The sequence below is a fragment of the Haloarcula sp. CBA1131 genome, assembly GCF_008728975.1.
GTDB lineage: Archaea > Halobacteriota > Halobacteria > Halobacteriales > Haloarculaceae > Haloarcula > Haloarcula hispanica.
This window is the reverse complement of sequence record NZ_RPCY01000004.1, coordinates 653,580-673,014: the sequence shown is the minus strand read 5'-3', so window position 1 is coordinate 673,014 and position 19,435 is coordinate 653,580. Positions and strand designations below refer to the sequence as shown.

Annotated in this window: 18 protein-coding genes and 4 pseudogenes; 16 read left to right on the top strand and 6 right to left on the bottom strand. The window is 53.4% G+C overall.

All coding sequences use genetic code 11. The features are described from left to right. Positions 1 to 84: 84 nt before the first annotated feature. On the bottom strand, positions 85 to 801 hold the full coding sequence (locus tag Har1131_RS20905; RefSeq protein ID WP_225308219.1) for a halocyanin domain-containing protein: 717 nt from the start codon (positions 799 to 801) through the stop codon (positions 85 to 87). Between the two features lie 865 nt (positions 802 to 1,666). Between Har1131_RS20905 and Har1131_RS20900 the strand changes: the two genes are divergently transcribed. The 5 genes and pseudogenes from Har1131_RS20900 (at position 1,667) to Har1131_RS22045 (ending at position 4,163) form a co-directional block, all read left to right on the top strand. Continuing rightward, the gene (locus Har1131_RS20900; RefSeq protein ID WP_014030637.1) at positions 1,667 to 2,116 is read left to right on the top strand and encodes a VOC family protein; all 450 of its coding nucleotides are present in this window, start codon (positions 1,667 to 1,669) and stop codon (positions 2,114 to 2,116) included. Positions 2,117 to 2,600: 484 nt separating this feature from the next. Then, positions 2,601 to 2,825, top strand: a pseudogene (locus Har1131_RS20890) (transcription initiation factor IIB family protein); the annotation flags it as partial. 116 nt (positions 2,826 to 2,941) lie between these two features. Next, positions 2,942 to 3,193: an AbrB/MazE/SpoVT family DNA-binding domain-containing protein gene (locus Har1131_RS20885; protein ID WP_023842898.1), complete on the top strand. Its 252-nt coding sequence runs from the start codon at positions 2,942 to 2,944 to the stop codon at positions 3,191 to 3,193. After that, positions 3,194 to 3,628 carry a PIN domain-containing protein gene (locus tag Har1131_RS20880; RefSeq protein WP_151148408.1) on the top strand — a complete coding sequence of 145 codons (435 nt, stop codon included), beginning with the start codon at positions 3,194 to 3,196 and terminating at the stop codon, positions 3,626 to 3,628. 382 nt (positions 3,629 to 4,010) lie between these two features. Continuing rightward, positions 4,011 to 4,163 (top strand): hypothetical protein, encoded by a 153-nt coding sequence (locus tag Har1131_RS22045; RefSeq protein WP_023842963.1) that lies wholly within the window; start codon positions 4,011 to 4,013, stop codon positions 4,161 to 4,163. A gap of 9 nt (positions 4,164 to 4,172) precedes the next feature. Here the strand turns inward: Har1131_RS22045 and Har1131_RS20865 are convergent, their stop codons facing one another. Both Har1131_RS20865 and Har1131_RS20860 read right to left on the bottom strand, forming a co-directional pair. After that, positions 4,173 to 4,538 carry a hypothetical protein gene (locus Har1131_RS20865; protein WP_175055134.1) on the bottom strand — a complete coding sequence of 122 codons (366 nt, stop codon included), beginning with the start codon at positions 4,536 to 4,538 and terminating at the stop codon, positions 4,173 to 4,175. 1,095 nt (positions 4,539 to 5,633) lie between these two features. Further along, positions 5,634 to 7,100 (bottom strand): annotated as a pseudogene (locus Har1131_RS20860) (type IV secretion system DNA-binding domain-containing protein); the annotation flags it as partial. A gap of 402 nt (positions 7,101 to 7,502) precedes the next feature. Between Har1131_RS20860 and Har1131_RS20855 the strand changes: the two are divergent. Beyond that, a complete protein-coding gene (locus tag Har1131_RS20855; protein WP_023842902.1) occupies positions 7,503 to 7,844 on the top strand; it encodes a hypothetical protein in 342 nt (113 codons plus the stop codon). A 323-nt stretch (positions 7,845 to 8,167) separates the two neighbouring features. On the opposite strand, the gene Har1131_RS20850 is transcribed toward Har1131_RS20855, so the two are convergent. Continuing rightward, positions 8,168 to 9,043, bottom strand: a complete 876-nt coding sequence (locus tag Har1131_RS20850) for a hypothetical protein (protein WP_050036646.1) — start codon at positions 9,041 to 9,043, stop codon at positions 8,168 to 8,170. A gap of 183 nt (positions 9,044 to 9,226) precedes the next feature. Between Har1131_RS20850 and Har1131_RS20845 the strand changes: the two genes are divergently transcribed. The 5 genes and pseudogenes from Har1131_RS20845 (at position 9,227) to Har1131_RS20825 (ending at position 12,799) form a co-directional block, all read left to right on the top strand. Next, positions 9,227 to 9,742: a hypothetical protein gene (locus tag Har1131_RS20845; protein ID WP_050036645.1), complete on the top strand. Its 516-nt coding sequence runs from the start codon at positions 9,227 to 9,229 to the stop codon at positions 9,740 to 9,742. Continuing rightward, positions 9,729 to 11,438: an SbcC/MukB-like Walker B domain-containing protein gene (locus Har1131_RS20840; protein WP_014030645.1), complete on the top strand. Its 1,710-nt coding sequence runs from the start codon at positions 9,729 to 9,731 to the stop codon at positions 11,436 to 11,438. The genes Har1131_RS20845 and Har1131_RS20840 overlap by 14 nt, the downstream gene beginning before the upstream one ends. After that, entirely contained in the window at positions 11,431 to 11,871 is a 441-nt protein-coding gene (locus tag Har1131_RS20835; protein ID WP_014030646.1) for a hypothetical protein, read from the top strand. The genes Har1131_RS20840 and Har1131_RS20835 overlap by 8 nt, the downstream gene beginning before the upstream one ends. 195 nt (positions 11,872 to 12,066) lie before the next feature. Then, positions 12,067 to 12,373, top strand: a pseudogene (locus Har1131_RS20830) (DUF6516 family protein). 21 nt (positions 12,374 to 12,394) lie between these two features. Further along, positions 12,395 to 12,799 carry a transcriptional regulator gene (locus tag Har1131_RS20825; RefSeq protein WP_050036643.1) on the top strand — a complete coding sequence of 135 codons (405 nt, stop codon included), beginning with the start codon at positions 12,395 to 12,397 and terminating at the stop codon, positions 12,797 to 12,799. A gap of 213 nt (positions 12,800 to 13,012) precedes the next feature. On the opposite strand, the gene Har1131_RS20820 is transcribed toward Har1131_RS20825, so the two are convergent. Then, positions 13,013 to 13,531: a PH domain-containing protein gene (locus Har1131_RS20820; protein WP_050036642.1), complete on the bottom strand. Its 519-nt coding sequence runs from the start codon at positions 13,529 to 13,531 to the stop codon at positions 13,013 to 13,015. 271 nt (positions 13,532 to 13,802) lie between these two features. Here Har1131_RS20820 and Har1131_RS20815 point away from each other — a divergent pair, with 271 nt between their 5' ends. Next, on the top strand, positions 13,803 to 14,048 hold the full coding sequence (locus Har1131_RS20815) for an antitoxin VapB family protein (protein ID WP_050036641.1): 246 nt from the start codon (positions 13,803 to 13,805) through the stop codon (positions 14,046 to 14,048). After that, the gene (locus Har1131_RS20810) at positions 14,045 to 14,443 is read left to right on the top strand and encodes a PIN domain-containing protein (protein WP_050036640.1); all 399 of its coding nucleotides are present in this window, start codon (positions 14,045 to 14,047) and stop codon (positions 14,441 to 14,443) included. Before Har1131_RS20815 ends, Har1131_RS20810 begins: the two co-directional genes overlap by 4 nt. Positions 14,444 to 14,618: 175 nt before the next feature. Here the strand turns inward: Har1131_RS20810 and Har1131_RS20805 are convergent, their stop codons facing one another. Continuing rightward, positions 14,619 to 15,584 (bottom strand): nucleoside hydrolase, encoded by a 966-nt coding sequence (locus Har1131_RS20805; RefSeq protein WP_225308218.1) that lies wholly within the window; start codon positions 15,582 to 15,584, stop codon positions 14,619 to 14,621. Between the two features lie 185 nt (positions 15,585 to 15,769). Here Har1131_RS20805 and Har1131_RS20800 point away from each other — a divergent pair, with 185 nt between their 5' ends. From Har1131_RS20800 to Har1131_RS20790, 3 genes and pseudogenes are all read left to right on the top strand, one after another. After that, a complete protein-coding gene (locus Har1131_RS20800) occupies positions 15,770 to 16,417 on the top strand; it encodes a helix-turn-helix domain-containing protein (protein ID WP_050036639.1) in 648 nt (215 codons plus the stop codon). Positions 16,418 to 16,491: 74 nt separating this feature from the next. Beyond that, positions 16,492 to 17,123: pseudogene (locus Har1131_RS20795) on the top strand (recombinase family protein); the annotation flags it as partial. Positions 17,124 to 17,364: 241 nt separating this feature from the next. Then, the gene (locus Har1131_RS20790; RefSeq protein ID WP_050038230.1) at positions 17,365 to 19,257 is read left to right on the top strand and encodes a transposase; all 1,893 of its coding nucleotides are present in this window, start codon (positions 17,365 to 17,367) and stop codon (positions 19,255 to 19,257) included. The last annotated feature ends 178 nt before the right edge of the window (positions 19,258 to 19,435 follow it).

The following is a 19,435-nucleotide window of genomic DNA, read 5'->3' as shown; positions in this document are numbered from 1 at the left end:
TGTGCCGGTGGGACAATCGATCCCGAGTGGGTATGCGAGGTAGACGATCCGTTTGGTTGCTGTTCCGTTATTTACGTCCCCAGATCATTCAACGATAATTGCACCCCGATGTCCTATAGAATGATGTGGTTCGCATGAATACCGGTAAATGCCAGCCTTGGTAAAGGTCTCTTCGAAGTGAACCCCAGACTTGGCGTATATGGACTCTTCACCAATCTCACTATCATCGAAGACTATGTTATGCGCACCTCCCTTCCCGATCCAGTTCCATCGAATTGTTGTCCCAGTTGAAACCTTTATTGCGTGCGGATCAAACGCGAAGTTTCCACCATTACCTTCTGCCCCTGACACGATTTCGACGAAGTCCGTCCCCGTTTCGTCAGTGATTGAGCCATCATATTCATCTGTTGCAGCAAGCCACTTATCCACAGTGGGGTACCCACTCGATGGTGCGGAAGCCACCACAACGACCCCCTTCATTCCCACCTCTTCATGTGGCTCGCTAACGTATTTGTACGTCCCTTCAGTTTCGAATGTATACTCAAAAGTATTGCCTGCTTCTGCAATTGGCTGTCCGCTGTCAAACGTACCGTCTATTGCTACAACATTGTGCTCCGTCTCGTCTCCAATCCAGTCCCAGGTTACGGTTGTGCCTGGTGTAACCTTGATCGCAGGCGGTGCAAATGACTTTGTACCCGTTATCCCGAGATATACTGTTGGCGGGTCATTATACCGGAGATCGCGAATTGTCTGGCCTTGTGGGTCGTTCGCACTTAAGAGCCATTCATCTAACGGATCCATTGTACTTGCCGACTCTGTATCCTCGGTCTCATGAGGTGTTGAGGGATCACTGGAGCTTTCTGCCCGAACACGGCTGAAACCGACTAGTGAGCCGAGTCCGACAACGCTTGCACCAAGGAATGTACGCCGATTACTGGAGGGCATTGCATGCGGATAGTGACAGAGTAACATAAAAAAAGCTGGAGGATGGTTTCCAAACAATAGAAATAGCTTTGTTGAAAATACCAATTCTCGTATGGCTGATGAGACACATTTGAGGCTAATAATAGGTGGGTGCCTATGTGAGGGACGTCCAATAGGTAAAAAGTGTCAGATCAGCAGATGCTGATATCGCAAGATAGACGTGAACGACATCGTCGGCCTGCGGTGCGACGTGTTGAGCCATAACGACGATCTACAGCGATACTGCAATGGTCAGGACAAGTGTCCCTACTTGATTTGGAGCAGTCTCCGGTCCCACTGAGCAATTCTGATAGCATCTGGGATTGTCTCTGAACTTGGCAGCCTGATGACGTTGAGATGACTTGGAAAATGGTGGGCACACAAGCAACTCGTGACGAATTACAGAGCGTGGGATTCCTGATTATAAACGAGTGGCAGGCACCGAATAATAACAAGCAGTGCCCAAAACCGCCGTTCTTTGTAGCATAACTCAATAACTAAGCCCAAGATACTATCATCTCAATTGTTATTCGGAGGAAGGCAAACTGGCTAATAAGTATAACCTCGTCTGCTCTGGTCCGCTAGAAATACGGTACTGTGGATTCGGCATATAGTTCGTGTGGATAGGATCCTTTCCGCTATAGAAAATGACAAATTTTCATATGACCAGTAGCTTCAGTTATTGAGCCAACAACAATAGTGCATGCACATCGACGGTATCCATCACCTTGTTTTGCTGGTTGACGACGTTCAGAAAGGTGAATCGTACTACCGGGAACTGTTTGATCTCGAAGTGCATTTCCGCGAGGGCACCCTTGATGGAGAACTTGGAACTGTCCCCGAAGAGGTCTCATGGGAAGAGGCCCTCGACGAAGGAGTGACACCGTATATGTCGTTCCTTGGACGAGACGGGTTCCATGTGGCGGTCGCTAATGCAAAGGGACAACAGGACACTGGCCGGCTCGACCACATCGCACTCGCCGTTGATGATGACGCATTCGAGGCAATTACTGAACATGCCGACTCCCTTGGGTGTGACGTCAAAGAGAACGCCTCCCATCACCGCGTTTTTCTAGATAGGTACAACGTCAAGTGGGAACTGAACGAGAAACCCCGTCCGCCCGGCCCGGCATTTACAGAATTAGATGTTTGACCGATAGATACAGGGATCTCACGTTGTACTGCGATCGAATATTCTGTTCAAAATTGGAGTGATTACTACAAACCCGATGAAGATCACGACGACGTAAAAAATAAAATTGGTACCTATTGCGAGTGGACCAGCAATATCGCTCGTATAGGTATTGTAAAGCGTGAATATAATCGCAGCAACTACGGCGTCTGGGAGATAATTGGATACCAACTCTCGTAATTTCATACTGGATCTTGTCACACTATTTTCAAAATCATATCGGTTAGGAAGCAATTTTCAGAGGTTGAGTTGATGAGTAGACACACGAATTAACGCTCAACTCTCAATCAAAGGTACGAAACAAACATCGGCAGCTTTCTGCATTGGAGAAATCGCCTCATACGAGGATTCACACAGTCGAACTGAATCGAATCTATAGTCCTTGATCGGAGCGACACACTCGAGATCCCTCTCAAAGGCGGATCGAGAGCGCAAGCTGGTGCTGTCGTACGATGCGGACGAGCGTGAACGAACAGGCGCACCACTAACTGCGGCCCGCCACGATAGAGGCCTCTCGACGGAGGTCGGACGCAGAACCGATACACACGGGAACGGACTTTCAGGGCAGAAACGCCGGTAGCTCGCCCGAATGCGCCATGAGCTGACTCGGGGCCGCTGGCGATCCAAAGCAGAACGGAATCTCGCATACGGGTTGGGCGAGGTGCGCCGGCCGGCTCCCAATGGCCTCATAGTAGATTGCCATCCTCTCCGTCGGAATCGCTCTTCTGCTACTGAGTAGTGTGGCCGCACACTAGGTATTTCACAGCCGATCACATACACTGTGGTATGAGCAGCGACAGAGTCGACGCCGAAAGTAAGGTGTCTGGAAACCAGGCAAATATTCCCGCCCGGATTCGGCGCGAGCTCGATATCGACGATGGTGATCAACTCCGTTGGCATCTCGAAGACGACGGCAGCATACGGGTCCAAGTTGTCCAACAGCAAACGGGCACGTTCGCCGACTTCGACGGCTACGCTGGTGAGAAGTCGACCAACGTAACGAGCGATCACGACGCCTGGGGCGTCAACGTCGAGTAAATGCCTCGTGCACTCATTGATACGACAGTCCCCTTTGCAGTCGCATACCGACGGGATGGATCCCACGATGCCGCGCTTCCCGTGCTCCAGGGAATCGACAATGGAACGCTCCCGGAGGCAGTCATCCTCGACTACGTTCTCGCAGAAACACTCAACGGCCTCACGACCCACGCCGGCCACGACGCAGCCGTCGATCTCCTTGATCGTATCGAAGAAAACGCCCGCTTCCACATCGACTCCCTCACCACCGACGCCCTCGCGACAGGGAAGGCCCTTTTTCGCCAACACGAACCGCTCTCCTTCGTCGATGCCTGCATTATCGCGTATATGCAAACCGAGGGACTCGGTTACCTGTATGCGTTTGATGACGATTTTGACGCTGTCGATGAAGTCTATCGGCTCGATACCGCAACGAATCCCTACGATCCGGACTGACACTGGTAGACGCCAGGGCCGCCGACGAAGTTCGGTCTCAGGATAGTTGTACCTCATAGTCAACCGCCAGCTCCCGGCACTCGTCCCACTTCGGAAGACGCTCTTTATCGACTTTGTCGTGGGTCCCAAGGTAGCGGCGCAAGGCGTCGGTTTCGTCTTTGAGGCCATACTTCGCCGCCTATTTTCATCGTCAACGTCGGCGTGGCGGAGCAGAAGCTATCTAGCCAAATTAGCGACGGTTCAGTGAAACTATACGGTCTTTCCGCAGCCTTACATAAGAGCGATCGGCGGCTGAGACCGGCATCGCAGGCGGAACACCTCGATTTTGTGTGGCCGCAGGCAGGTGGCGGCCAGACCGGGCCGCCGGGAGGTAATTTCTCAAATGGGAGACGTTCAGTGTCCGCGATGTGAGGAAGTCTTCAACACTCGGTACAACCCTGTGAGGTTTCGCGCCGGGTCCTTCTACGACCCAGAGCGCGATGAAGAGTACGAGCAGGTCTGTGAGGACTGCCATCGAGAACTGACAGACAAATAAGTCAGTCGTCTACTCCCCAATTTTTTCTGGTACTGGATCGGGGATCGTTCCGAGTTCCATCTTCAGGAGGCGTTCTGCTTCATCAGTGTGGGTATCCTCTTCGATCAGGAAGGCTTCAACGGTTTCCCGATCACTGTGATACTGGATTGCTGTCTCGTATCCATACCGGGTGTTTACGCCTGGTGCTGAGCCGTGCTTGACACGCACCAGAAACTCGCGATCCTCCCATGTTTTGATTTTCACTGACCGCGGTGCATCGAGTTCTCGGCGGGCGATGTCGATCACTTCGTCGACGACCGGCCCGATCGTTTCGATGCTCGGAATCTGACGCTGGTCGGATGGCTGTTGCTCTGGAGAAAGGTGTGGCTGTGACATGAGAACGGTGCGATTCAGACTTGGCCGTCATCGCTCAAAAAGCTCCGGGTTGGGCTGGCTCCCCCAGCTGGCACACGTCGAGATACCGATTCCACGGAGTGTCGGATGTATCGCAAGCGTGGGTCTGTCGGCCGGGGCACAACTGGGCTGGATGGCTGGTGGACCGTCCCAGCGCGCGACGCCACTGACAGACTCGCGATGCTCGTCTGTCGTGTCCTCGTTCGCTCCTGCTCACTCGGACGACGGGGCGCTGCGCTCGGCGCGGTCGCGCGCCTCACGCCGGTCCACTCGTGCCTGCAGTGGCGGGCGCGATCCCCGCCGGGAATCGGACAGTTCCCAGCTGAGTGGCACACTAATTTGCGACTACACTATGATGCGAAAACAAGGCACATTGTACCTGTTGGGTTTCAGACACAAAGCTCCGGACATGATGGTGTGCTCGCCGACCGGTGAGCGACAAGGTGTGCGCCACGAGGGGCCGAAGCGAGCGAGGGTCGAGCGTGGGTCTGCCAGCACTGGCTCAGTTCGAGTGTGGTCGTAATCGGCGTGGCCCGGGACGTCGGTGGCCGGCGACATGCGTGGCACAGTGGACTCGCATGACACTCGGTGGGGCTGGCCCGCCATGTGCAGTCCCGGTCGGACTCTGGGGAGTGAGGTGAGACATATCTGTTCTCCAATAGGTGAGAGTGCAGGTGGCCTGAGCGGATTCGTACCCCTGTTTGTGTCGGGTCTATCGACCCGCTCTCCCACTGTTAGATTGCCTATGCATTTCTCGCAAAAATCGCTCTCAGAACGCCCCGCAAAGCACGGCAAGTTAAAGGACCAATTATTCGGTGAATCACACCCTCCACGTATTGCGATTTTGTACGAATCAGTCACTTAGCTAATAGATTCAGATAGGAGCAAAACCGATTCCGTCTGGCGATTTCACCCAGAATCAGTTAGCTGGGGAGACTTTATCGGATATCTGATAATAGCTCTATTGAGGGGCTACAGCCAAAGGACTCTATCAGTCAACAACCAAAGGGAGATCAAGAGATTATCTGCAAAAGTATAGATTTTCTTAGATGCTATCGTTACTCTGTAGAGAGGCAGTCACATGAACCCAGCCGGGTCGTGCCCCTTCTCTTCTGACTCTGTTTTGTCTTGCTCATCAGTCTCAGTAGCGTCTGATTCTGAGGCCGATTCAGCATCTCCTTTCTCAGCGGCTTCCGTCTCATCAGTGGTGGGGTTCGGTGACTCGTCAGAGGAGAAGTCACCGCTGTTGTCGTCGGACTGCTGGTCGTGATCGCCACCGACACACTCACATTCTTCATCTGATAGGTTCGGATGGTCTGTATCCGGAGACGTGACGGCGGTGTTTGCTGTTGTCTGGTCGAGTGGGCCGGTCGACTCGTCGTTGCCCAACCCGTCTGTCGCGTCGACGGTCGGCTCGACTTCGGAGTCACGATCAGGGCCGCTCTCTCTGGACTCATCGTCGTCGTCCTCACCAAGTGACCCACGAAGCACATCGTCGAGCCGAGCCCGGGTGAACGAGAACCAACTGTCGCTCTCGATGTCGGTGTCATCGTCAGTGGGTTCCGGTTCCGAACTGCCCGGCGACTCCGCACCCTGTGCCGGGAGGCTATCGCGAACGTCAGCCAGTTCATAAGACTGCCCGTGGACCCACGTCGTCCGAGAGACGGCAACGCACTCACCGGGCTGGAAGTCTCGAAGCAAGCCAGACGTGACCGGCGTCTTGTCCTTCTCTTTGTACGTGTCCCGAGCCTGTGTCCGGGGGTTCTCGCCGCGTCCCTGGTGGCTCATCGACACCATCTCGGACCGGTCATACTGTCGACTCTCGCCAAGTTCGTCAAGGATGAAGTCCGTCGACTCAGTGTCACCCGGACCGAAGTAAACGCCCTGCGGGCAGTTGCCGACAATGCCAGAGATTGTACTGTACGTGTCTTTGAGCTGGCCGATTGTCTGTACACCGACTAGTGCCCGGGCCTTGTGTTTCCGACCTCGGGCCGTGAGGTTCGTTACCTGAGTGAGCGCCGGCAGCGCGTCAATCTCGTCGAGGATATGGACCGTCGGGTTCGAGGCGTTCATCGCGTAGCGGATTGACCAGTCTACGAGCAGCTGGTACATCGGCCCGAGCGTTTCCAGTTCCGTCGGGTTCGAGTCAATGATGAGGACCCGGCCTTCCGGGTTCTCGATGTACTCTTGCAGGGAGAACTCCCCGTAGTCTCCGAAGTCACCAGTGAAGACGGGATCGACGTTCTCCTTGATCGTCTGGTAAACGTTCTGTGCGCCTTTCTTGTCAGGGTCGATGTGACCCGAGTCCAGTCGGTCGAACTCATCGAGTGCCTTTTTCAGCGCGATATGGCCCTCGTTGAGCAGCGAGACGATATCGGCGTGACAGAGCGCATGGCGGCGACTGTTCTTTTTCGCGTTGAGATGGAGATACATCAGCATCTCCGCGAAGGTCTGTTTGGCGGGCCGATGGAATGGGTCGTGGCCGTTGGCTTCGCCGAAGATCGCGCCGGCGACCTCACGGAAGTCCGACTCTGAATCGGCGTCCCCTCCCCGGGGCCCGGGTGTTTCCGCGTAATTCTATAGATGGTGTGAGGTGCAGAAGAGCATAATGAGTCTCGACAAGAGAGAATTATTGGCGATACTGCGATTAAGAATGCCCTCTAACGCGGATTTTCCTATCGGCATAAACTGAATCAGTTCCTGTTTCTCACATCTATTATATCTCTTTCTTTCTAGCTAGTTATTGCCTAGAGTAGAAGAAAGAGAGAAACGGTCTGCTATCCGTTTCAAACCTCTGTATCAGCTTTCTGCTCTCTCTAGAATTAAATATCTCTTCTAATATTTTCCTGTATTTATATGTGTATCTTGGTTATTCTCATTTAGCCTGTCTTGCCTATCTAGGGTTTACGCGGAAACACCCGGGGGCGGGGGTCCCAAATCATAAGGATGGATTTGCCTGCCATTCGGTGGCGAGGGCAGCAGTTCGCAGGCTCTACCCCCAGCGCTGACGTGGACATCGACGACTACGGACCGGAGTTTGCCGACAAGATGGCTGTCATCGCCGAAGTTCTCTATGATCTGGGGCATCGGAAGATCGACTACGGCGATGAATTGACGCTGGCTGTGACTGGACGTGCTGATCGACTTGAGGAGTGGCTGGCGTTGCATCCAGATGTCAGGCAGGTGCTGTCGCTGGTCGCTCACCTGCGGGGGACGACGCTGGAACGGCAGACCGACGGGGCCGAACAGTGCGTTACCACCCCCCAAATCGGTCATGCTGGGGCTTGACCCCGATCCGACGACGACTCAGCTTCGCTCGTCAGCTCTGCAAATTAGACATGAATCCGGCATTCTGGCTGTTTCTCTGGGTTTCTGTTCTATCTGCTCAGGCAGCTCCGATTACAGGGATAATCAGGAACATCTCTCACGTCTGTATGGCGCACATGCAGGGTGATGCAAGAGTTTATACAATCACACAGCTAATATTGAAGTGAACTATGAGTCTTGATGAAGCGGTGGACGAGGCGCTTGCGACATATGGGATGTCGCGTAGCGAAGAGGCCGAAGAAACTGGCCGATTAGTCGCTACTCTCCAAGACTAACGCAGTCCGCTAGTCAAGCCGCCGGATTTTCTCTGCGAACTCTGCTTTAGATATCCCCGTAGTGTCGGTCAATTCTGGAAAGCCGGCTCGCTCAACTGCTTTCTCCACAAATTCTATCCAGAGGTCTTGGTGTTTTTCGGCGTAGAATACCTTCGCTTCATGCGGATACATATCAAGCTCATACTCTGACAAATCGATCATGACTTCGTGTTTCCGCTCAAGCGTTGTGGCTCCGAACTCACGCAAATGTTTGAACAGGACGTTCTTCCGTCGAACAGTCAGGAGACGCTTTGATTCGTTAATATACTCGTTGACCCACTCTCGCCAGTCGTAGGTATCGGGCTCAATCTCGGTTTTTGTTTCGGGCATCGAAAAGTCGCTGTTGATGCGACGCAGGTAGAACTGTAGCAGCGCCACAGCGGTCCGATGATTGGCGTTAGGAAGAGCGTGCTTGAGAATCAGGTTCGGCGCGAGGCGACCAGCGACATCTGTTGCCGTCCCTTCCCACGACGTCTCGTCAAACACATCGGGGAGGTCCTCAATGTCGATGTTCTTGTAAGCCTCCACAGGCGTACCCTCTTCTTCCTCGTTCTGTGAGAGGAGCGCACGATATATCTCTAGGAGACGTGCGACAATCGTCCCATTGTCCTCAGTCATGTCCGCGAGAGCGTCACTGAGGTCAAGTTCGATCTCGCTCACTGCACCGCCACCAACCCGAGATGTGTATACACCGTAGAACTCTGTTTCAAGTTCGTATTCCACGACTTTCACAGCTACATCCCCGTCGTAGTCGACGATTTGTGACACGATATTCTCGGCGTCTGGATTGACGAAATTGAGAGAGAACTGCTTGTCTACAGGGTGATGGTAGTAGACGTGCCCCATCTTGCTATCGGACAATTCTCAGAGAGCATATTAATGACTTCGTGGACAGATGCAGGTCGGCGGTCGTCACCGATTGTGGCGATAATTATGACCTCACTACTGCTGATTCATCTCGGATATTGTAATCACGGCACATGATTTATGTTTGGCAATCTATTGGTTAGTTCTGAAGGTTAGAATTGAATGCAAATTGCGACGAAAATTTGGGATAGTGGGTGGGGAGCAGTCTTCCTAACCGTCTACACAGGCGTGGCCATCCAACTCGTCAGGCCAGAACCACTCTTCCTGAAAACACTGTCCGTCCTCCCGACAATACTGGTCATGTTCCTAGCCGATCAGCAGAACAACCGGCTAATCAACTTCTTCGCCGGAGGCGAACTGAGACGGTCCACAGACCAAATACAGAAAATCACGGGACACGACGACTTCTACGAATCCGCTTCCGAAGAACTCCAGAACCGAGTGGATGACTTCGACCGCCGCGCTTACCAGAAGAATATCTCTATCCTCGCAGGCTTGATTATTGCCTTGACCACTCCCTTCGTCGGGTTCTACCTCCGTGGCACTCTCGGACTGGGTATTGGGCTGGTCATCGGCCTTCTCGCTACTCAACTCCTGACCCGGCGGAGTATCCAGGAACTCAACAGACTCGCACAGAACATCAGTGAGCCGTATACAGCCAAATATGAAAATCAGTAGACTCCACATCGATGGGTTCGCGGTTGAGGATTACCAGACAATCACGAAAGAGGATATCGCTGGTGGTGATCTCCTCCTCAAGGGCGGAAACCGTTCAGGTAAAACCCTGACAATTAACGCTCTTTTGTATGCACTCTACGGCCCCCGGGCTACACTCGGTATCCAGCCCGGGCGAACGAGCACAGTAGAAATCCAGTTCGATAACGGGCACCAACTCCATCGCGGTGGGGGAGGTCGCTCCTACGATGATGGTACAGAGGAAGTCGAAAAAGAAGCCGCTGAGGATCTCCTCGAAGAGCTAATCGGGCCAGAGGACATCACCACTCTCCAGTTCGTTCACTCCGAGACCGACAAACTCCCACTCTCTCGGCTCTCGAAACCACAACTGATTCAGTCTATCCGCCAGATAATTGGAAGCAATCTTCAACAAGAACTTGAGGACTATCGAGACGAACGAGACTCTCTTGAGCAGGAGATCGAGCAGGTTAGACGTACCGAGCTGGCACCGGTTCAGCGAGAGTTGGAGGAAATTGATATTGGGCAGGTCGAAAGCCGGCTTGAGAAAATCGAGAAGCTTCAGTCGCTTATTGACACCGGGCGAATCGAAATCATCAGAGATCGGCTCTTAGAAAACGAGGAACTCAACGAGGAACTACAGGACCTCTACGACCGGAAGCGAACGATAGAACAGGAACTCAGAAAGAAAGACCGCCAGTTGCGTGAGGCCCGCCGGTATACACAAGAGGTCAACGACCTCATCCTCAACGCGATTGAAGAGCTGTCTTGTCCTGTCTGTGACCAAGTTGTCGCGGAGAGTACTGCTAATCATAGGCTAGATCGAGGCAAGTGCCCACACTGTGGGCAAGATCGGTCTCTGGATGATCTGAAAACGAATCTTCGCAGCCGTGTTGAGTCCGCTGACGACACAGTAAACCAGCTAGAAGCGGGGATTGAGGAGCTGAAAGAGGAACAAGCTGAGATAGAAAATGAAATCGATTCAATTCAGGCATCCATCCCGGACCTATCGGATCTAAACGACCTTACCAAGTTCACGCTTGAGGACAACAACTATGATATTGAGGCCGTTGCTGAGCGAACCAAAAATGAACTTGAGCAGCACCGTGCCGAGGTAGATCGCCTCAACACCCAGAAACAGTCGCTCGAAGAGGAGCGTGATGAGATTCAGGACTCCTTGGACGAGATGGATGAATCGCTGGAACAGGTGACGGAGCGCATTGATGAACTCGAACGAGACAGCTTCGAAGAGATCGTGATGTCGTTCCAAGAGAAGTGGTCAGAAAATTATGAAGCCCTTGCTGGAGAATTGGGCCTTGAGGTCCGGGTAGAGGAAGACGGTCAGATTCTCCTTCCGGGTAACGGGGGACCGCGGAAATACAGTGAATTGAGTACGGGTGAATCGCGACTGCTGAACTTGGCGTTCGCACACACGGTCGCATCTGTGGCGAGAGAGAACGAAAATTCGGATGACAGCTTCGAGGTTGTGGTCCTTGACGAGCCGTTCGCTAATCTGGAAGATGACCAGCGTGACAGCGCAATAGATTTCATTCGGGACACGGATATCCAGTACATCATCGCGTCCTCAAATGAGTCTCTACAACGGCACTTCGACCCCCACCAAGTGGAGGGCCTGCAGACGATGACTGTCCAGCTAACGTGGGATGATCTCGATGAGTGACGACAAGAACCACCACCCACGTCTAATGATGTTGAGCGAAGCTGGTGGTCGGATTGAAGGGAGGACAAAGTACCACAAGCTCCTGTTCAATTATGCCGATGAAGAGGCAGAAGAGACTTCGTTACGAATGATAACTGAGGAGCGGGGTCCATACGACCCGGGGCTTTCTCAGGCGATGCAGCGATACATGGACCTTGGACTGCTTGAGGTAGATGATGATGACGAACCGCATGAGATAGAGCAGACTGAGAAAGGCCAGCGATACATGAGTGGGTATGAGCAGGCAAAGATGCGGCTTGACGAGTCCTTCCAGCAGACAAAGGACCGCATCGCGAACACGGTCCGGAAACACGGGGACAAGAGCGCGTACGAGATGGTGCAGCGAGAGAACGTGCAAGATGCGAAAGATAATCCCCACAATAAGGAGCTGTAAGATGGTAGCTCGGATTCAACAGGACGAATTTGTTCCAGATGAAGGCTAAAAGCTAGTGCTTTCTACGGTCCTGCGAAATTGGACGTTTATATACCTGACCGGCGGCACACAAAATCTCGATTGTGGTCTTTTGACCCTGTTATGGAGGTGTCTCCATAGGCTTATATCTATGGAGGTAATAACATAGGATAGCGGATGGCGTCCTACACTACCATCGAAGACTGGCGGGATGTCAAAGACGGCTACGTCGTTGCTGTGACCATCCGACAGACGGACGATGAATAAGTACCCGTGTGGTTGGGATTACAGCCTCCGTCTTGGGGAGGTCGGCGGAGACACGATCCTCCGATACGACAATGCCCACGAACGGACGAAAGGGCACGAGCGCCACATTCACGACGATGTTGAATACATCGAGTTTCCGGGGATGCTGACGCTTTACGACCGCTTCAAGGAGGAGGCTACCGAACTATCGCCCGTTTCGTGGAACTGGTCACCGTAGGACGCTGCCGGGAGGAACACAATGCCCACACTCAAAGTCACCGTCGGAAATAGCGACCATCTCGACCAGCGCACGCGTAGTCGACTCAAGGCCGCTCAGGAGGGCGAAGACCTTGACGACGCCCAACCGACACTGAACTTCGACTCGTACGCCGAACTCAGTCGTCTCCTCAGTCCGAAGAATCTGGAGCTGTTGGAGGCGATCTCCGAACATGAACCGGCGAGCATCCGCGAGGCTGCTGAACTGGTTGACCGAGACTACAAGCAGGTACACCGGAACCTCTCTGAACTTGCAGATATCGACGTTATCGAATTTCAGGGCGGTGGACCGGGCGAAGCAAAGAAGCCGCTGTTGGCCTACGACGGTCTCGAAATCGACATTCCATTCACAGGGTCGAACGGGAACACTGGTACTGTTGCACCGTAGTTTATCGCTGAAGTTCTGCTTCGGTCAGAGTTCGGCCTCAGTGACGGTTTCGTCGATCATGTGAATCACTACTCAGTATCGACGGTATTGAATGTGCTATTCAGTCCTATGAATTCACGAACTAGTCAAACACATAGCGTAAACCCCATTTCACAGGCTATTTTGACACAGATATCCCCTGTACTTACCGACTCCATGTGTATCCCTTATTTCTCAGTTCGTTTCCCTGACAATCCGTGACAGTTCAGCACCGATATTTTCCTCCGTCTGGAAACTAATCTGGTTATTTTCTTCGTCGCCAGTTATCAATGTTATATTGTATACAGTGGTCTCTTCAAAATCAAATAAACTAGAAAACCCCTCGAAATCATCCCAATTAAAAACGACAAATCCTAGTCCTAGAATGAAACCTATCCCAGCCAGTAGAATTTGAGCATTATTTTCTGCTACAAGCAAAATAAATAGCCCACCAAATAGTGAAATAAAACCTAGAATGAGGTCACGCTGAGTCCCCGTTGAACTATACTTAGGACTTGTTTCAACTTCAACCGAACTGATATGTGAATATTCAATATCTTTCGAGTTGCCAGAATCAGTTATTGCCAATAACCTCATATTAGTTGCTGCAAAGATTACACTGCCCTTGATCGCATTGGTAAGACCAGATTTTACTTGGCCATCCCACTGAAGACGTACTTCTTCGTTCGTCGTCAAATAACCCTCCACATCCATCTGATGACTAGATGCTAACAGTGTATATATCCGTTTTGCTAAAGTACTACTACAATATATAACATAGTATACACATATTGGAACTAACGATAATCCGCTCTTTCTCTGAGGCAGCGGAGCACATTTTGTATATAACTCCGAACTGGCGACCTCTGGTGGACTACACGCCGAGTTTCGAGTGAAAGGGGCTGTTTGTTACGACTATAAAACAAATCGTCCTTGTGTTTTCCCACAAGGATTAACCAATGTCAACGCCAACGTTGACGTATCAATGGCGACCGCAGATGAGCAGATACGAGTGAGCGATCGAGTGAAGCGACAGCTTGACCGCCGTCGACGTGAGGGTGAATCGTTCAACGACGTGCTCGAACGCGTCCTTGATGAGAGTGAAGATGCTGGCTTTTACGACGGGTTCGGGATTCTTTCTGATGAGGACGCCGACTGGATTCGAGACAAGCGCGAGAACTCGAAAGAGAAGCGGAAAGAGCGGATGCGACGGTTAGGCGAGGATACATGAGGGTTCTTGATGCGAACTTCCTTATCGATTACCTGAGCGGTCACCCTGCCACAGAAACGTACTACGAATCGAACGGCGGTGAGGAAGAGCTATGGGTAATGCCTGCTCCTGCCCACGCTGAAGCACTCGTTGGTGTCGGAAACCTCCCATCGGGCGATCTCGAAGAGGCGGTTGAAGCGCTGTCGTGGGGTGAAATATACGAAATCAGCGAAGATCTGTCGGTTGAAGCGGGACGAATCGCTGACGAGGTTGGATCACAGGAACCATATCTTGACGGCGTTGACGCGCTCGTTGCCGCGGTCGGACGAGAACTTGATGCGACAGTGGTCTCGGTCGACGGTGACCTCACTCATGAGGAAACCAAACAAGTCGTCGACGTTGAAGAGTATCGCTGATTACCCAAACGAACTCGTCTTTGCACTCTTCAGACGAGGCGCACAACCGCCACGGGTTATCAAGCCAGTCGAAACAACTGTAGCAGAGGTCGGCTAGGTAGATTCGTCATGCATGGCTCCCTGCGAAGTTTATAATACCGACACTATCGTGCATGTGCAACCCACCTGTCTGATTTCAGTTGTAAGAGAATATTGTCTCTGAGATGATCTCTCGGAAGTGGTCAATATCAATGCTCTCAGCAACGTATCCTGTGGGTGAGAGGTGATTTCGATCTTCAGAGACGACGTTCACCTCTGTCTCCATTATTTCTAAGACATCGCAGATAACTGCACCTCGGGACGGACCGTCTGTAGTATCTACTTCCACGTAGTACGATTCATACTCCAACACATTTCCGATGATATCTGCCCCGACTACCCCATCATGGATCGCCGGAACAGTCGTCCCATATTCCACCTTCATAAGCTCATCTGGGTAATCAAACCACTGAGCGACAGTAGTGAGCGGTGGCGCGGCATCCTCTAGTTTGTCGACAAATTCGGGGAGCACAGTTGCTTGATTCGTCACATCTAAGCCCACCATCCGTGGGAAACCATCTTGCATCACTCGACTGGCAGCCTCTGGATCTCCCCAGAAATTGAATTCAGCGACTGGTGTTGTATTTCCATGCGTATGTGCCGCTCCCCCCATTAGATACAACTCATCAATCTCATCAGGGAGCGTCAGTCGATTGGCGATAGCTAGTGCGATATTTGTGAGGGGGCCGACAGCTGCGATCGTGAGATCAGTACCGTGCGTGGCCACCTGCTCACAGATAAATTCCATCGCAGTCTGATCGACCGGACTGGGTGTTGGACCTGGTAGATCACCTCGAAGTCCGTTCTCGCCGTGGACCCATTCTGCACCACAATGATCCCGAACGAATGGTCGTTCAGCTCCTTTCGCAACTGGAACATCTGTTCTATCGAGCAATTCCAGGACTGACAGCGTGTTCTGTGTTGTATTGGTGAGCGTTGAGTTTCCAGCAACTGTAGTAATACCGACAACATCAATGTCCTCAGCCGCAAGCATCATTGCCAGCAATATTGCGTCATCGTTACCTGTGTCAACGTCCAGAAGTATCTTTCTTCCCATCGTCATACCCCCGTAAAACCCGATAGTAGATATTGTTCTAGAGAACCGCTAGACAGCGTCTTGCTCCTTCTGGTGCGTTTCTCGATGTGTGATGATAGTCCCATCGTGGTGTATACAAAGGGAGAAATATTGGTGAGTTCTGTCGTGAGTATATTCACCTATTTATATAGTATCGGCGATTACCGGGGAACATGCCAACCGTTCAGTTGCGATTCAATGCGGCAGCGTCCGCAGATCCACTGGCTCACATCTCCGTCGAGTTTCCCGAGACTACGTTCACGGTATTGGCGAGTCATCTCACGGACGATGGCCTGCTCGGGCTCGTAGAAATAGCGACGAAGAACCCGACCGCGATCATCCGAAAGTTCGACGACGTACCGAGGATTGATTCGCATGAGGTGGTCTACACTGACGAGCAGACAGTTGTGATTCAGTATCAGTTTCCGGAGGCGGAGCCGTATCGGGCACTTCGGGCAACGGGAAATATCCCGCAGTTTCCGACTCGAATGCAAGATGGCTGGTTATCCACAGAGATGACGGCATCACACGAACGATTAGCAGAATATACAGACACATTAGCAGCTGCTAACATTCCATTCACAATCCAATCGTTATCTCAATCACATCCCCCGGAAGAGTTACTCACGGATCGCCAGTGGGAGTTCATCACCGAAGCGGTTGAGCGTGGCTACTATGACAGCCCCCGCCGTTGTACGCTCACGGAGTTGGCAGACACGTTTGCGGTTAACTCTTCAGCTGCAAGCGGGGTGTTGCACCGTGCTGAAGGACGAATAATCACGGAGTTCGTCAACTCTGTCGAGAATCGTTCCGGGACGTGATCTGAAGCTGACTAGATTGAGCCGTCATGTAGAGAGGCCTGCGAACTAGAAGGATGATGGCAGATATCCAACGTAAGTGGTACTGTGACCTCAGTGAGAGCGGGGCATCGACTTCACGCCAAGAGTACCAGTTTCTCCAAGAACACGTCGACGAGTACGACGTAGTGGTCGTGCACGAACTCGACCGGCTCGGACGGTCGTTCGCCGACCTCGCCGGCTTCGTAGAGGACCTCCGCGAGCAGCACATCGACATCGACCTCGTGAACCAACCCATCGGGACCGTCGGTGAAGACGACTGGATGGCCGAGATGATGCTCAACATGATGATGGTATTTGCCGACGCCGGGCGCAAGATGATCCGCTCGCGCGTCCAGGAGGGCATCGACGCCGCCATCGCCGACGGCAAGCGTGTCGGTCGACCACCGTTCGGCTACACCGTCGAGGAGGCTTCCTCCAGCAGATTCCCTCAGAGTACGTTCGCGTACAGAGCTTCATCCGCGAGGTTCGCAAAGGTCGCGAGAAGAAGGCTCCCGCCGCGTTCTTCGAGATACCCGACTCGAAGATTCGAAGTATCCTCGCACGAGCTGAGGCGAACTACGACATCCCGTTCGACAACGATCAGTGGCGGCTCGAACGCGCAAAGGTCGACACCGGCGAGAAGGAACTCCCCTCGCTCAGTACGCGGAACGAATCGGACCGGTTATAGTCTCGCTTGCGGTACGATCGGATACCCGACACAACCTATGGCACAGCACTCACCGAACCACAGGACGTAATCGACTGGGTGATACTGCTCAGCGTCCGCGTGTCGGGTGATCCGTGGTGGTGGTGAGAAACATGCCAGAGGTATGTCACCAAAGCCAGAGTCGGACGCGGACGTACCCGACACGGATGCACGTATCGACGCGAAACCACCCGCCACAAACCCGCTGGACGACACTGCGGAGATGGTTGCAGCGGCTCTCGTCGCCGACGCCACCGATCATCACGAACAGGCGCACTTTTTCGAGAGCAAACTCGACGAGGGAGGCGACGTCCTCGACGGATTCGTTGCGGATGTCACGACCATCGCCCAGTCACAGTGCGGGCATTGCGAGGGTTTTGCCGACATCGAGACGCTAATCTGCTATCTCCCGATCGATCATCGCACGTTTGCGGCACACGACGACCACGCACCGTATTCGGGACCGTATCCGATGGCGCTACTGGTGCGGGCGTTCATCATCGAGAAGATCAACGGCTGGGATGAGACCGCGCTCCACGACCACCTACGAGCGAACCCCTCGCTGCGCCGAGATCTTGGGTTCGAGAGTCTCCCGAACCAATCGACGTTCTGGCGCGCGTGGAGCAAGCGTTTCAGCGAGGATCTGCGTGACGCCGTACGGGAGTGCGCCGACAGCATCGTCACGGCCGCGCGTGCCAACGAAGTTTCCCTCCCCGAACGAGTCAGCACCAACGAGACGGACGAAACCAAGACCAACAAGCTTCCGAAACACCAGCTCGTTGCCGAGAGGACCGACGAGGTGTGGCAGCAGGCCAAGCCGTTCGTGACCGACGCCTTCGCACTCGACCGCGGGCCGAACTGGCAGATCCACGAGAACGCCTTCTGGGAACAGCACGCCTACATGGGGATGCGCGAGGACATGTACGCCCGCAGCGGCCCGGCATCGTTCTCGCTCGATACGACACGGGAACGGATTCCGACGGGATCGACCCATCGCTACCAGATCGGCAAGCTCTCGGTCGCGGAGATTCGGGAAATGCTCCGAAACACGACACGGATGCTGATCGCTCGTGCGCGCCAGCACGGCGAACTCACCGGGAAGCTCTGGGCGGCTATCGACGTGACCAAGGGATTCCCGTTTACCGGCGACCCAGAGAGTCACGAGGACGACATCCTCGGACACAGGGATGAAGACGAGTACTACCAGTGGGCGGTGCTCAAAATCGTCGGAAGAGACGTTCCGTTGGTGCTTGACGCTATCCCGCGCGTGCGCGGCCAATCGAAAGACGAGATCGTCGAGAAACTCCTGACGAAAGCGACCGAGATGGTGAATCTCGATCTCGTGATGATGGATCGCGAGTTCGACAGCGAGTCGGTGAAAGGCACCTGCGAGGAATACGACGTCCACTACCTCAACCCGACGCGTATCTACACCAATCGCGACGAGGCCGACACCATCGAGTGGATGTACCGCAACGGCGAACGGTTTCACGTCACCGAAGAGAAAGCCGACGGCACGCCGATACGCAAGCAGGTCTACCTCCCGAGGCAGTCGCACTCGGACAATGAGGACGAAGACAGCGGTCTCTCGGAGATATGGCAAGAGATGTGCGGCGAGTGGGAGTTCGAGGACATAGAGGGTGAACCGAGCGAAAGAATGTCGTTCTCACGGCTGCTCGCGGACATTCAACGCGAAGAGGCAGTCGAAGAGCGTAAGCAGAAAGCAGAGAACGGCGACGTTGACACTGCCGGTACCGTCGTCTTCGAGACGAACCACCCCTACGTGACCGCCGGTGACACCGACGGTCAGCAGATGGACGCGAGAGCGTTCGTCCACATGATTGAGCGGCTAATTCGCTGGTATCGGCATCGTTGGGGGATCGAGAACGGGTGCAAGAAGCAAAAACACTTCATGGTGCGAACCACCTCCACCGAGCGCGACTATCGCTTCTTCAATTTCGCGTTCGCATGTGTGCTCTACAACGTCTGGCGGTTGGTGGACCTGCTGGTGAAACTCGCCATCGATGGTGAGAGCCGTACGTACGCACCGCGAGTGGACGCGAACCAATTTCTGACCGTCGCCAAGCAGTGCTACGGGCTCGATCCGCCTGACTGAGGTTCGGTTGTCCCCTGTGACGCCCGTTCGTGAGCGACAGCTCTCTTGGGCGGTTATTTGTTTCGCGATTTGATGCCATGATTCTGAAATCGTGATCCGATTCCATCCACAGCTCATTTGGCACACCAAGAAAACGGCTGGAACGAACCCCAGTCTGTGCATTCAGCGGCCACCTAGC

What these genes read in the sequence shown, in the direction of transcription:
- Har1131_RS20905 (WP_225308219.1), bottom strand. Translation starts at nt 801, where the DNA reads ATGGATCCGTTAGATGAATGGCTCTTAAGTGCGAACGACCCACAAGGC.
- Har1131_RS20900 (WP_014030637.1), top strand. Translation starts at nt 1,667, where the DNA reads ATGCACATCGACGGTATCCATCACCTTGTTTTGCTGGTTGACGACGTT.
- Har1131_RS20885 (WP_023842898.1), top strand. Translation starts at nt 2,942, where the DNA reads ATGAGCAGCGACAGAGTCGACGCCGAAAGTAAGGTGTCTGGAAACCAG.
- Har1131_RS20880 (WP_151148408.1), top strand. Translation starts at nt 3,194, where the DNA reads ATGCCTCGTGCACTCATTGATACGACAGTCCCCTTTGCAGTCGCATAC.
- Har1131_RS22045 (WP_023842963.1), top strand. Translation starts at nt 4,011, where the DNA reads ATGGGAGACGTTCAGTGTCCGCGATGTGAGGAAGTCTTCAACACTCGG.
- Har1131_RS20865 (WP_175055134.1), bottom strand. Translation starts at nt 4,538, where the DNA reads ATGTCACAGCCACACCTTTCTCCAGAGCAACAGCCATCCGACCAGCGT.
- Har1131_RS20855 (WP_023842902.1), top strand. Translation starts at nt 7,503, where the DNA reads ATGGATTTGCCTGCCATTCGGTGGCGAGGGCAGCAGTTCGCAGGCTCT.
- Har1131_RS20850 (WP_050036646.1), bottom strand. Translation starts at nt 9,043, where the DNA reads ATGGGGCACGTCTACTACCATCACCCTGTAGACAAGCAGTTCTCTCTC.
- Har1131_RS20845 (WP_050036645.1), top strand. Translation starts at nt 9,227, where the DNA reads ATGCAAATTGCGACGAAAATTTGGGATAGTGGGTGGGGAGCAGTCTTC.
- Har1131_RS20840 (WP_014030645.1), top strand. Translation starts at nt 9,729, where the DNA reads ATGAAAATCAGTAGACTCCACATCGATGGGTTCGCGGTTGAGGATTAC.
- Har1131_RS20835 (WP_014030646.1), top strand. Translation starts at nt 11,431, where the DNA reads ATGAGTGACGACAAGAACCACCACCCACGTCTAATGATGTTGAGCGAA.
- Har1131_RS20825 (WP_050036643.1), top strand. Translation starts at nt 12,395, where the DNA reads ATGCCCACACTCAAAGTCACCGTCGGAAATAGCGACCATCTCGACCAG.
- Har1131_RS20820 (WP_050036642.1), bottom strand. Translation starts at nt 13,531, where the DNA reads ATGGATGTGGAGGGTTATTTGACGACGAACGAAGAAGTACGTCTTCAG.
- Har1131_RS20815 (WP_050036641.1), top strand. Translation starts at nt 13,803, where the DNA reads ATGGCGACCGCAGATGAGCAGATACGAGTGAGCGATCGAGTGAAGCGA.
- Har1131_RS20810 (WP_050036640.1), top strand. Translation starts at nt 14,045, where the DNA reads ATGAGGGTTCTTGATGCGAACTTCCTTATCGATTACCTGAGCGGTCAC.
- Har1131_RS20805 (WP_225308218.1), bottom strand. Translation starts at nt 15,584, where the DNA reads ATGACGATGGGAAGAAAGATACTTCTGGACGTTGACACAGGTAACGAT.
- Har1131_RS20800 (WP_050036639.1), top strand. Translation starts at nt 15,770, where the DNA reads ATGCCAACCGTTCAGTTGCGATTCAATGCGGCAGCGTCCGCAGATCCA.
- Har1131_RS20790 (WP_050038230.1), top strand. Translation starts at nt 17,365, where the DNA reads ATGGTTGCAGCGGCTCTCGTCGCCGACGCCACCGATCATCACGAACAG.